This window comes from Mycobacterium asiaticum (assembly GCF_001673365.1).
Lineage (GTDB): Bacteria > Actinomycetota > Actinomycetes > Mycobacteriales > Mycobacteriaceae > Mycobacterium > Mycobacterium asiaticum_A.
On sequence record NZ_LZLS01000064.1, the window covers coordinates 1 to 12,346 of the forward strand.

General features: G+C 59.8%; 7 protein-coding genes and 3 rRNA genes. 1 reads left to right on the forward strand and 9 read right to left on the reverse strand.

Translation table 11 applies throughout. The features are described 5' to 3' along the window. Positions 1 to 82: 82 nt before the first annotated feature. The 4 genes from rrf to murA form a co-directional block, all read right to left on the reverse strand. Positions 83 to 196: ribosomal RNA gene (gene rrf / locus A5634_RS06590) — 5S ribosomal RNA — on the reverse strand. 81 nt (positions 197 to 277) lie between these two features. Further along, a 23S ribosomal RNA gene (locus tag A5634_RS06595) occupies positions 278 to 3,387 on the reverse strand. 281 nt (positions 3,388 to 3,668) lie between these two features. After that, positions 3,669 to 5,186 (reverse strand): 16S ribosomal RNA (locus A5634_RS06600). The 16S, 23S and 5S rRNA genes sit together here, the layout of an rRNA operon. Before the next feature lie 305 nt (positions 5,187 to 5,491). After that, positions 5,492 to 6,745, reverse strand: coding sequence for a UDP-N-acetylglucosamine 1-carboxyvinyltransferase (murA, locus tag A5634_RS06605; protein ID WP_065143264.1), 1,254 nt, complete (start codon positions 6,743 to 6,745; stop codon positions 5,492 to 5,494). Between the two features lie 70 nt (positions 6,746 to 6,815). Here murA and A5634_RS06610 point away from each other — a divergent pair, with 70 nt between their 5' ends. Then, positions 6,816 to 7,400: a cob(I)yrinic acid a,c-diamide adenosyltransferase gene (locus tag A5634_RS06610; protein ID WP_065143265.1), complete on the forward strand. Its 585-nt coding sequence runs from the start codon at positions 6,816 to 6,818 to the stop codon at positions 7,398 to 7,400. Here the strand turns inward: A5634_RS06610 and A5634_RS06615 are convergent. The 5 genes from A5634_RS06615 to atpA are packed head-to-tail and all read right to left on the reverse strand — an operon-like array spanning position 7,397 to position 12,329. Beyond that, positions 7,397 to 7,840 carry a DUF2550 domain-containing protein gene (locus A5634_RS06615; protein WP_065143266.1) on the reverse strand — a complete coding sequence of 148 codons (444 nt, stop codon included), beginning with the start codon at positions 7,838 to 7,840 and terminating at the stop codon, positions 7,397 to 7,399. The two genes, A5634_RS06610 and A5634_RS06615, sit on opposite strands and share 4 nt — an antisense overlap. An 8-nt stretch (positions 7,841 to 7,848) precedes the next feature. Continuing rightward, positions 7,849 to 8,214 (reverse strand): F0F1 ATP synthase subunit epsilon, encoded by a 366-nt coding sequence (locus A5634_RS06620; RefSeq protein ID WP_065143267.1) that lies wholly within the window; start codon positions 8,212 to 8,214, stop codon positions 7,849 to 7,851. 29 nt (positions 8,215 to 8,243) lie between these two features. After that, complete coding sequence (gene atpD / locus A5634_RS06625; RefSeq protein ID WP_065143268.1) at positions 8,244 to 9,707, reverse strand: F0F1 ATP synthase subunit beta; 1,464 nt, start codon at positions 9,705 to 9,707, stop codon at positions 8,244 to 8,246. Between the two features lie 24 nt (positions 9,708 to 9,731). After that, positions 9,732 to 10,661, reverse strand: a complete 930-nt coding sequence (locus tag A5634_RS06630; protein ID WP_065143269.1) for a F0F1 ATP synthase subunit gamma — start codon at positions 10,659 to 10,661, stop codon at positions 9,732 to 9,734. 6 nt (positions 10,662 to 10,667) lie between these two features. Further along, on the reverse strand, positions 10,668 to 12,329 hold the full coding sequence (gene atpA, locus A5634_RS06635) for a F0F1 ATP synthase subunit alpha (RefSeq protein WP_065143270.1): 1,662 nt from the start codon (positions 12,327 to 12,329) through the stop codon (positions 10,668 to 10,670). Positions 12,330 to 12,346: the final 17 nt, after the last annotated feature.

A 12,346-nucleotide genomic window follows, 5' to 3' on the forward strand; every position in this document is an offset into this window, starting at 1 on the left:
CCCGCACGCCCGGGTGCGTTTACGTCTGCTCGCGCAATGGAAATGCAAAAACACCCCCAAATGAATGGGGGTGTTTTTGTGTGTTCGGCGGTGTCCTACTTTTCCACCCGAATAGGGCAGTATCATCGGCGCTGACAGGCTTAGCTTCCGGGTTCGGGATGGGACCGGGCGTTTCCCTGTCGCTGTGGCCGCCGTAACTCTATTTAAATTTGTGTTGGTGGGGGGTGTGGTGCCCTCGACAAATGCCGAGAGACAGATAGTGGTTGCGATTGGTTGTGTTGGTAAGTTTTCGGCCGGTTAGTGCCAGTTCCCTACACTCATTACTGAGCTTCCAGGTCTGGCCTATCAATCCTGTGTTCTGCAGGGGGCCTTATCCCTCCTAGAGGGTGAGAAGCCTGATCTTGGAGAAGGTTTCCCGCTTAGATGCTTTCAGCGGTTATCCTGTCCGAACGTAGCTATCCAGCAGTGCCCCTGGTGAGACAACTGGTGCACTAGAGGTTCGTCCGTCCCGGTCCTCTCGTACTAGGGACAGGTTTCCTCAAGCTTCTGACGCGCGCGGCGGATAGAGACCGAACTGTCTCACGACGTTCTAAACCCAGCTCGCGTGCCGCTTTAATGGGCGAACAGCCCAACCCTTGGGACCTGCTCCAGCCCCAGGATGCGACGAGCCGACATCGAGGTGCCAAACCATCCCGTCGATATGGACTCTTGGGGAAGATCAGCCTGTTATCCCCGGGGTACCTTTTATCCGTTGAGCGACACCCCTTCCACTCAGAGGTGCCGGATCACTAATCCCGACTTTCGTCCCTGCTTGACTTGTAGGTCTCGCAGTCAAGCTCCCTTGTGCATTTACACTCAACACCTGATTGCCGTCCAGGTTGAGGGAACCTTTGGGCGCCTCCGTTACATTTTAGGAGGCAACCGCCCCAGTTAAACTACCCACCAGGCACTGTCCGTGAACCGGATATACGGTTCGACGTTAGGTGTCCAATACGATCAGAGTGGTATTTCAACAACGACTCCGCTCTAACTAGCGTCAGAGTTTCACAGTCTCCCACCTATCCTACACAAACCGTACCGAACAACAATACCAAGCTATAGTGAAGGTCCCGGGGTCTTTTCGTCCTGCCGCGCGTAACGAGCATCTTTACTCGTAGTGCAATTTCGCCGAGTCTATGGTTGAGACAGTTGAGAAGTCGTTACGCCATTCGTGCAGGTCGGAACTTACCCGACAAGGAATTTCGCTACCTTAGGATGGTTATAGTTACCACCGCCGTTTACTGGGGCTTAAATTCTCCGCTTCACCCTTACGAGTTAACGGGTCCTCTTAACCTTCCAGCACCGGGCAGGCGTCAGTCCGTATACATCGTCTTGCGACTTCGCACGGACCTGTGTTTTTAGTAAACAGTCGCTTCTCACTGGTTTCTGCGACCGGTTTCCGCTCCCACCGAAAAGGTGTTCACGGCATGCCGGTCCCCCTTCTCCCGAAGTTACGGGGGCATTTTGCCGAGTTCCTTAACCATAGTTATCTCGTACGCCTTGGTATTCTCTACCTGACCACCTGTGTTGGTTTGGGGTACGGGCCGTGTGTGAACTCGCTAGAGGCTTTTCTTGGCAGCAGAGGATCACCGAATTCGCCTCAATCGGCTATGCGTCACCTCTCAGGATTAATGAGCGACGGATTTGCCTATCGCTCTCCCTACGGGCTTGCCCCAGTATTACCACTGACTGGTACGGCTACCTTCCTGCGTCACCCCATCGCTTGACTACTACCACCCGGGGTCCCACGCAGCCGGTTACCGTCGCTCCCCGAAGGGATTGATCAGCAACCATTTGGGTGGTTAGCACAGATGATTCATCACGGGCGCGCACACACGGGTACGGGAATATCAACCCGTTGTCCATCGACTACGCCTGTCGGCCTCGCCTTAGGTCCCGACTCACCCTGGGCGGACTGGCCTGGCCCAGGAACCCTTGGTCTTTCGGCGGGCAAGGTTCTCACTTGCCTATTCGCTACTCATGCCTGCATTCTCACTCCCCCACCCTCCACCATCGGTTACCCGACAGCTTCGCTGAGTGAGGGACGCTCCCCTACCCACACCTACATACGTAGATGTGCCGCGGCTTCGGCGGTGTGCTTGAGCCCCGCTACATTATCGGCGCACAATCACTTGACCAGTGAGCTATTACGCACTCTTTCAAGGGTGGCTGCTTCTAAGCCAACCTCCTGGTTGTCTCTGCGACTGCACATCCTTTTCCACTTAGCACACGCTTTGGGGCCTTAGCCGGCGATCTGGGCTGTTTCCCTCTCGACGTACGGAGCTTATCCCCCGCCGTCTCACTGCCACGCTTGACACCACGGCATTCGGAGTTTGGCTGACGTCAGTAACCTAGTAGGGCCCATCGGCCATCCAGTAGCTCTACCTCCGTGGTGAACCACGCAACGCTGCACCTAAATGCATTTCGGGGAGAACCAGCTATCACGGAGTTTGATTGGCCTTTCACCCCTACCCACAGCTCATCCCCTCAGTCTTCAACCTAAGTGGGTTCGGGCCTCCACGCGGTCTTACCCGCGCTTCACCCTGGCCATGGGTAGATCACTCCGCTTCGGGTCCAGAACACGCCACTACACCCCTTACGGGGATACGCCCTATTCAGACTCGCTTTCGCTGCGGCTACCCCACACGGGTTAACCTCGCGACATGTCCCTGACTCGCAGGCTCATTCTTCAAAAGGCACGCCATCACCCCACAAGGAGGCTCTGACGGATTGTAGGCGCACGGTTTCAGGTACTCTTTCACTCCCCTCCCGGGGTACTTTTCACCATTCCCTCACGGTACTAATCCGCTATCGGTCATCGAGAAGTATTTAGGCTTACCGGGTGGTCCCGGCAGATTCACAGCAAATTCCACGGGCTCGCTGCTACTCGGGAGATTGATCAAGGCAGGTGTCGAGTTTTCGCGTACCGGGCTCTCACCGTCTATGGCAGACCATCCCAGGCCACTTCCGCTAACTACGACACTTTCTTACTGCCCCTCAGCCAGGTAGAGCTGAGAAGATCATTCCCACAACCCCGCACACACAACCCCTACCCGGTATCACATGCATGCGGTTTAGCCATTTTCCGCGTTCGCTCGCCACTACTAGCGGAATCACAATTGTTTTCTCTTCCTACGGGTACTGAGATGTTTCACTTCCCCGCGTTCCCTCCCGTACCCTATATATTCAGGTACGGGTAACACGACATAACTCGTGCTGGGTTTCCCCATTCGGAAATCCTCGGATCAACGCTCGGTTGACAGCTCCCCGAGGCATATCGCAGCCTCCCACGTCCTTCATCGGCTCTCGATGCCAAGGCATCCACCATGCGCCCTTAGACACTTACAAACACTACAAAAACCAAAGAATAAAATTGCACAAAAGAACACGTCACCGCGAACGGCGACGCGATCAGTTGATGCTCGCAACCACTATCCAGTTCTCAAACACCACACCCCACCACCAAGATGGAGGGACAACACTTCGTGCTAGCGCCCGAGTGTTGTCTCAGGACCCAATAGTGTGTCTGGCTTGCTTGTTGTTGTGCACCAAGCCCTCGTCCACTACAGACGAGAACTCCACACGGCTTGCACCCCACCAGTTGGGGTGCTTTTCGTGGTGCTCCTTAGAAAGGAGGTGATCCAGCCGCACCTTCCGGTACGGCTACCTTGTTACGACTTCGTCCCAATCGCCGATCCCACCTTCGACAGCTCCCTCCCAAAGGGTTAGGCCACTGGCTTCGGGTGTTACCGACTTTCATGACGTGACGGGCGGTGTGTACAAGGCCCGGGAACGTATTCACCGCAGCGTTGCTGATCTGCGATTACTAGCGACTCCGACTTCACGGGGTCGAGTTGCAGACCCCGATCCGAACTGAGACCGGCTTTAAAAGGATTCGCTAAGCCTCGCGGCATCGCAGCCCTTTGTACCGGCCATTGTAGCATGTGTGAAGCCCTGGACATAAGGGGCATGATGACTTGACGTCATCCCCACCTTCCTCCGAGTTGACCCCGGCAGTCTCTCACGAGTCCCCGGCATTACCCGCTGGCAACATGAGACAAGGGTTGCGCTCGTTGCGGGACTTAACCCAACATCTCACGACACGAGCTGACGACAGCCATGCACCACCTGCACACAGGCCACAAGGGAACCGACATCTCTGCCGGCGTCCTGTGCATGTCAAACCCAGGTAAGGTTCTTCGCGTTGCATCGAATTAATCCACATGCTCCGCCGCTTGTGCGGGCCCCCGTCAATTTCTTTGAGTTTTAGCCTTGCGGCCGTACTCCCCAGGCGGGGTACTTAATGCGTTAGCTACGGCACGGATCCCAAGGAAGGAAACCCACACCTAGTACCCACCGTTTACGGCGTGGACTACCAGGGTATCTAATCCTGTTCGCTCCCCACGCTTTCGCTCCTCAGCGTCAGTTACTGCCCAGAGACCCGCCTTCGCCACCGGTGTTCCTCCTGATATCTGCGCATTCCACCGCTACACCAGGAATTCCAGTCTCCCCTGCAGTACTCAAGTCTGCCCGTATCGCCCGCACGCTCACAGTTAAGCCGTGAGATTTCACGAACAACGCGACAAACCACCTACGAGCTCTTTACGCCCAGTAATTCCGGACAACGCTCGCACCCTACGTATTACCGCGGCTGCTGGCACGTAGTTGGCCGGTGCTTCTTCTGCAGGTACCGTCACTTGCGCTTCGTCCCTGCTGAAAGAGGTTTACAACCCGAAGGCCGTCATCCCCCACGCGGCGTCGCTGCATCAGGCTTTCGCCCATTGTGCAATATTCCCCACTGCTGCCTCCCGTAGGAGTCTGGGCCGTATCTCAGTCCCAGTGTGGCCGGACACCCTCTCAGGCCGGCTACCCGTCGTCGCCTTGGTGGGCTATCACCCCACCAACAAGCTGATAGGCCGCGGGCCCATCCCACACCGCAAAAGCTTTCCACCACAAAACATGTGTTATGTGGTCCTATTCGGTATTAGACCCAGTTTCCCAGGCTTATCCCGATGTGCAGGGCAGATTACCCACGTGTTACTCACCCGTTCGCCACTCGTGTACCCCGAAGGGCCTTACCGTTCGACTTGCATGTGTTAAGCACGCCGCCAGCGTTCGTCCTGAGCCAGAATCAAACTCTCCAAACAAAAACCCCTCGCTAACGAGGTGAATTTACAATCAGAGAAAATCTGATCTAACAAAAAGACGCCAAAACTGGCATCTAAAAAAATGCGACTACACCCACACACGGGGAGTGTTGGATGTAGTCAAAAAAACAACAACAAACAAAACACCAAACACACTATTGAGTTCTCAAACAACACTTCTTGCTTTTGTTTCGCCCGCTTCGGGGCAACCCTGCCAGCTTAATACAGATCCGGCAGGAGAGTCAAGGCCCCGGTTTCGATCATCTTTTGGGGAGTGATCGCGCCTGGTGGGCGTTGAACACTCGCTACTGTACCCGCTCGATCTCGGCGCCCAAAATCGCCAGGTTCTCAACGAACAACGGGTAGCCGCGGTCGATGTGGAAAACGTCGTGGACCTCGGTATCTCCGTCTGCCACAAGGCCTGCCAGCACCAGGCCGGCGCCGGCGCGGATGTCCGAACACCACACCGGGGCACTCGACAATTGGGGCAGACCGCGCACCACGGCGTGGTGCCCGTCGGTGCGGGCATCCGCTCCGAGCCGGATCATTTCCTCGACGAATCGAAACCGTGCCTCGAACACGTTCTCGGTGATCATCGAAGTGCCGTCGGCGATCGATGCGAGCGCAATCGCCATGGGCTGCAAGTCAGTCGGGAACCCGGGAAACGGCAGGGTCGCGACATTGACGGCCTTGGGTCGCTCGTATTGAGCGATGCGGAAACTGTCGTCGGTCTGAGTGACGGTGGCTCCCGCGTCATGCAGCTTGTGCAGTACCAACTGCAGATGGGAGGGATCTATTCCCGTCACGGTGATGTCGCCGCGGGTCATCGCCGCGGCGATCCCCCACGTCGCGGCCACGATGCGGTCACCGATGACGCGATGTTCGGTCGGATGCAGTCGCGGCACTCCGGTAATGGTCATCGTCGGCGAACCGGCACCCTCGACCTTGGCACCCATCTGGTTCAACATCGTGCACAGGTCCACGACGTCAGGTTCGCGCGCCGCATTGTGGATGGTGGTCACACCTTCGGCCACCACCGCGGCCATCAAAATGTTTTCGGTAGCCCCCACCGAGGGGAACTCCAGCTGAATCTCGGCTCCGCGCAACGTATCTGCCTGTGCGACCACGCAGCCGTGCTCGATATTGCACTGCGCGCCCAGTTGACGCAGACCGGCCTGGTGCATGTCGAGCGGCCGTGATCCGATCGCGTCACCGCCGGGGAGCGCGACCCTGGCCTTCTTACACCGACCAACCAACGGTCCCAAGACACAGACTGACGCCCGGAACTGGCGCACCGCGGCGAAGTCGGCGTCGTACTTGGGTTCGTCCGGCGAGGTGATTCGGGCAACGTCGCCGTCGAGTTCGACGGTGGCGCCCAAGCCGCGCAGCACCTCGGCCATCAGCGGAACATCCAGAATGTCCGGACAGTTGGTGATCGTGCTGGTGCCTTCGGCCAGCAGGGTCGCGGCCATCAGCTTCAGCACGCTGTTCTTGGCGCCACCGACAGCGACTTCGCCGGACAACCGGTTGCCACCAGTCACCACGAATCGCTCCGCCACCCGGGCAAGTCTAGTAAAGCGGTATCGCCTTGTCAGTCAGCCGACCCGGTCAGCCGGGTACGGTTTGCCTATGGCAGTCCATCTGACCCGCATATACACCCGCACCGGCGACGACGGCACGACGGGATTGAGCGATTTCTCACGCGTCGCCAAAACCGATGCGCGCCTGGTGGCCTACGCGGATTGCGACGAGGCCAATTCGGCGATCGGCGTGGCCATTGCGCTGGGCGGGCCGAACGATCAGCTTGCCGAGGTACTGCGGCAGATCCAGAACGACCTCTTCGATGCCGGCGCGGACCTGTCGACTCCCGTTGTAGAAAACCCAAAGTATCCGCCGCTGCGCGTCACCCAGCCCTATATCGATCGCCTCGAAGGTTGGTGTGACACCTACAACGAAGGTCTGCCCGCGCTGAATTCCTTTGTGCTGCCCGGTGGTTCACCGCTGTCGGCATTGCTGCACGTGGCACGCACCGTGGTGCGACGGGCCGAGCGCTCGGCGTGGTCCGCCGTAGCCGCCAATCCGGACGGGGTAAGTGTATTGCCCGCGAAGTACCTCAACCGACTCTCGGATCTGTTGTTCATCCTGTCCCGGTTGGCCAACCCGGACGGCGACGTGCTGTGGCGCCCGGGTGGCGGTAGGGACGGGTCGGCCTAGACGCTGCGCCGACGGGCGCGCGGCGACGGGCGGGATTCCAGCCATGACTGGAATGCGGTCAAAGCGCCTCGGTCCAAAGCGATTTCATAACCCAGGCAGCGCTCCTGGGTGGTATCGCGCAACTCGAGGACGACGATCTCGTCGGTCATGATGTCGAACTCGTCGCCTCGTGGTGCACGCCTGGCGACGACCTCCACCCCACGCCTGCTCAACCGACGATCCGGCCACAGCCGCACGCTGGACAACCGGTAGAACGCGGCCTCTCCGCCGCGATAGCGGATCACACCGTGACGCCAGCCATGGCCACCAACCGCCGGGATGTCACGCATAATGGCCGCGGTCCCACCCTGACGCAGTTTCCACAGCCGAAAACTCAGGCCGAGGACTGCGATCCCCAACACGATGCAGAGCACGGCCATGCCGATCATGGGCGCGCTCATCTGACGAATCAGTCGATCGCGCCGAGGGCGCGCAATCTCGCGCGACCCCGAGCGGCGGTCTTCTCGTCGTCGGACTCCGAATCCTGCCTCGCCGCGCTCTCGTCGATGTCCTTCTCGAATTCTGCCGACTCGGCCAGGACGCTGACGCCGTCTTCGGTCACCGTCAGAAAGCCGCCGTCGACCGCGATCCGCAGGTCTTCGTCGCCTTCTCGTTCGACACGCACCATTGCGTCCTCGACCAACTGCGCGACCAGGGGAATGTGATGGGGCAAAATGCCGATCTCCCCCGCCGTCGTGCGGGTGAAGAGGAACGTCGCCTCACCCGACCAGATCTCCCGGTCGACGGCAACGATCTGAACGTTCAATTCAGCCATGCCACACCACCTTTCGATTCAGCCGGATACTAGAGCTTGACGTCGAAGGTCTCCGCCTTCTTGGCCAGGTCGTCGAGTCCACCGATCAGGAAGAAGGCCTGCTCGGGCACATGGTCGAAGTCGCCCTTGGCCAGCTTGTCGAAGGCCTCGATCGTTTCCTTCACCGGGACCGTCGAACCCGGCTGGCCGGTGAACTGTTCGGCCGCCATCATGTTCTGCGACAGGAACCGCTCGATGCGCCGGGCCCGGTTGACCAACTGCTTGTCCTCTTCGGACAGTTCGTCGATACCGAGGATCGCGATGATGTCCTGAAGGTCCTTGTAGCGCTGCAGGATTCGAATGACCTCCTGGGCCACCCGGTAGTGCTCGTCGCCCACGACGCTCGGGTCCAAAATGGTCGAGCTCGAAGCCAGCGGGTCCACCGCCGGGAAGATGCCCTTGGAGAACACCGAACGCGACAGCTCGGTGGTGGCGTCCAGGTGGGCGAAGGTGGTCGCCGGCGCCGGGTCGGTGTAGTCGTCGGCGGGCACGTAGACGGCCTGCATGGAGGTAATCGACTTGCCTCGCGTCGAGGTGATCCGTTCCTGCAACTCACCCATCTCGTCGGCCAGCGTCGGCTGGTAGCCCACCGCGGAAGGCATCCGACCGAGCAGCGTCGACACCTCCGAGCCGGCCTGGGTGAACCGGAAGATGTTGTCGATGAACAACAGCACGTCCTGGCCGGCTTCGTCGCGGAACCACTCGGCCATGGTCAGCGCGGACAGCGCCACCCGCATACGGGTGCCGGGCGGCTCGTCCATCTGGCCGAACACCAAGGCGGTGTCCTTGAGCACGTCGGCTTCCTTGAGTTCGACCCACAGGTCGTTGCCCTCACGGGTGCGCTCCCCCACCCCGGCGAAAACCGAAGTACCACCGAAGTTTCGCGCAATACGGTTGATCATCTCCTGGATGAGCACCGTCTTGCCCACGCCGGCACCACCGAACAGGGCGATCTTGCCGCCACGCACGTAGGGAGTCAGCAGGTCGACGACCTTGAGGCCGGTCTCGAGCATCTCGGTACGCGGTTCGAGGTCTTCGAACGCCGGCGGCTTGCGGTGAATCGACCAGTGGTCGAAGTCTTCTCCGTAACCAGGGTCATCGAGGCAGTACCCCAGCGCGTTGAATACGTGGCCCTTGACCTTCTCACCAACCGGTACCGAGATCGAGTCTCCAGTGTCGCTGACCTCGGTGCCACGGACCAGACCGTCGGTGGGCTGCATGGAAATCGTGCGCACCAGGTTGTCGCCGAGGTGCTGCGCCACCTCCAAGGTGAGGGTCTTCTTCAGCGACTCGAATGGGATGTCGGCGTGCAACGCGTTGAACAATTCCGGAACGGAACCACGCGGAAACTCGACGTCGACGACGGGGCCGGTGATCCGAACCACGCGACCGTTGGTGTCGGAGCTTCCCGACTTCTTGTCCTTCTTCTCAGTAGCTTCTGATGTCGCAGCCATACTCTCTTCGCTTCCTCGTGGGGCCTATTTGGAGGCGTCGGCGAGCGCGTTTGCGCCACCGACGATTTCGCTGATCTCTTGGGTGATTTGGGCCTGCCGCTCGCGATTCGCTTGCAGCGTCAGATCCTTGATGAGGTCGTCGGCGTTGTCGGTGGCCGATTTCATCGCGCGCTGGCGCGAAGCCAATTCCGAGGCTGCCGATTCGAGCAGCGCCGCGTACACCCGCGTGGTTAAGTACCGCGGCAGTAGCGCGTCGAACAGCGTCGTCGCATCGGGCTCGAACGAGTAGAGGGTGTGCGGTCCGGTGTCTTCTTCTTCGACGTACTCCACTACCAACGGAGCGATCCGGTGCGCAACTGCCGTCTGCGACATCATCGACTTGAATTCCGAGTAGACGATGTGCAATTCGTCGACACCGGTGTCCTCGTCGAGCTGGCTGTCGGATTCGTCGTCGTCATCGGTGCCGGCCATGAAGGCAGAAACCAAGGTCTCGCCAATCTCGGTGGCGTTCTCGACCTTGGGTTGCTCGGAGAAGCCGGTCCAGGACTCTTTGATGTCCCAATTACGAAATGAGAAGTAGTTCAAGGCTTTCCGGCCCACCGTGTAGATCACCGGCTCCTTGCCCTCGTCTCGCAGCAGGGAAAAGAGCTCCTCGGAGCGACGGAAGATGCTCGAGTTGTATGCGCCGCACAGTCCACGGTCGGAACTGAGCACCAGAACGCCAGCGCGCTTGGGCTCGGCCCGCTCGACCAGCAGCGGATGGTCCAGCGCGGCTTCAGCGGACAACGTGGAGAGCATCGTGGTGATGTGAAAGGCGTAGGGCCGCGCGGCTTCCAGCCGAGCCTGCGCCCTTCCGATGCGCGATGTCGCAATCAGTTCCTGGGCCTTGGTGATCTTCTTGATCGACCCGGCGGACTTAATCCGCCCGCGTAGTTCGCGAAGTGTGGCAGCCATTGGTAGCTACTTCTTGTCCTTCTTGGGCTTCTTTGGCTTTTCCTTCTTGACCTGCACCGACTCCTTGCCGAGTTCCTCTTCGTCCAAGGCCTCGACGTGTTCGTCGGGTACCACCGACTCCCCGGAGCTCGCCGCGAAGCCCTTCTTGAAGTGGTTGATTATCTCGGTGAGCTTCTCTTCCTCTTCTTCACCCAGCTTCTGACTCGAGCGGATGCCTTCGAGGAACTTCTCCTCCGATGCCCGCATGTGGTCCAGCAGTTCGGCCTCGAACCGTTTGACGTCGTCCACTGGTACCGAGTCCAGGTGGCCACCGGTGCCCAGGAAGATCGAAACCACCTGCTCCTCGACGGGCAGTGGCGCGAACTGCGGTTGCTTGAGCAGCTCGACCAGGCGTTCACCACGCTCCAGCTGCTTCTTCGACGTGTCGTCCAGGTCAGAAGCAAACGCGGCGAAGGATTCCAGTTCGCGGTACTGCGACAGGTCCAGGCGGAGACTTCCTGCCACCTCTTTCATCGCCTTGATCTGTGCCGCGCCGCCGACTCGGGACACCGACACACCGACGTTGATCGCCGGCCGGACGCCCTGGTTGAACAAGTCACTTTCCAGGAAGCACTGGCCGTCGGTGATCGAGATGACGTTGGTCGGGATGTAGGCCGAAATGTCGTTGGCCTTGGTCTCGATGATCGGCAGTCCGGTCAACGAACCACCGCCGAGCTCGTCGGACAACTTCGCACAGCGCTCCAGCAGCCGGGAGTGCAGGTAGAACACGTCGCCCGGGTAGGCCTCGCGGCCGGGCGGACGGCGCAGCAGCAACGAGATGGCACGGTATGCCTCGGCCTGCTTGGTCAAGTCGTCGAAGACGATCAATACATGCTTGCCCTCATACATCCAGTGCTGGGCGATGGCCGAACCCGTATACGGCGCAAGCCATTTGAAGCCGGCAGAGTCGGATGCGGGCGCAGCGACGATGGTGGTGTAGTCCATCGCGCCACCTTCGTCCAGCGCACGCCGGACCGAAGCGATGGTGGTGCCCTTTTGGCCAATAGCTACGTAGACGCAGCGCACCTGCTTCTTTTCGTCGCCCGTCTCCCAGTTCTGGCGCTGGTTGAGGATGGTGTCGACGCAGACCGCGGTCTTGCCGGTCTTGCGGTCACCGATGATCAGCTGACGCTGGCCACGGCCGATCGGGGTCATCGCGTCGATGGCCTTGATGCCTGTCTGCAGTGGCTCTTTCACACTTTGGCGCTCCACCACCGACGGCGCCTGCAACTCCAGCGCCCGTCGGGTGTCGGTCTCGATGTCGCCGCCACCGTCGATCGGTTGACCGAGCGGGTTGACCACCCGGCCCAGGAACGCATCGCCGACCGGCACCGACAGCACATCACCGGTGCGCTTGACCTGCTGGCCCTCTTCGATCTTCTCGAAGTCACCCAGGATCACGGCGCCGACGCTGTGCTCGTCCAGGTTCAGTGCGACGCCGAGGACACCGCCGGTGAATTCCAGCAGTTCCTGCGTCATCACCGACGGCAGGCCCTCGACGTGCGCGATACCGTCCCCGGCGTCGACGACCGTACCGACCTCCTCCCGGGAGGTGTCCGAGCTGAAGGACTTTACGTACTCCTCGATCGCGCTCTGAATGTCATCAGCGGAAATTGTCAAGTCGGCCATGGCTTTTCGTCTTCCTA

Bases quoted from the DNA above. Each gene is read 5' to 3' on its own strand.
- A5634_RS06610 (WP_065143265.1), top strand. From the start codon at position 6,816: ATGGCAGTCCATCTGACCCGCATATACACCCGCACCGGCGACGACGGC.
- A5634_RS06615 (WP_065143266.1), bottom strand. From the start codon at position 7,840: ATGAGCGCGCCCATGATCGGCATGGCCGTGCTCTGCATCGTGTTGGGG.
- A5634_RS06620 (WP_065143267.1), bottom strand. From the start codon at position 8,214: ATGGCTGAATTGAACGTTCAGATCGTTGCCGTCGACCGGGAGATCTGG.
- atpD (WP_065143268.1), bottom strand. From the start codon at position 9,707: ATGGCTGCGACATCAGAAGCTACTGAGAAGAAGGACAAGAAGTCGGGA.
- A5634_RS06630 (WP_065143269.1), bottom strand. From the start codon at position 10,661: ATGGCTGCCACACTTCGCGAACTACGCGGGCGGATTAAGTCCGCCGGG.
- atpA (WP_065143270.1), bottom strand. From the start codon at position 12,329: ATGGCCGACTTGACAATTTCCGCTGATGACATTCAGAGCGCGATCGAG.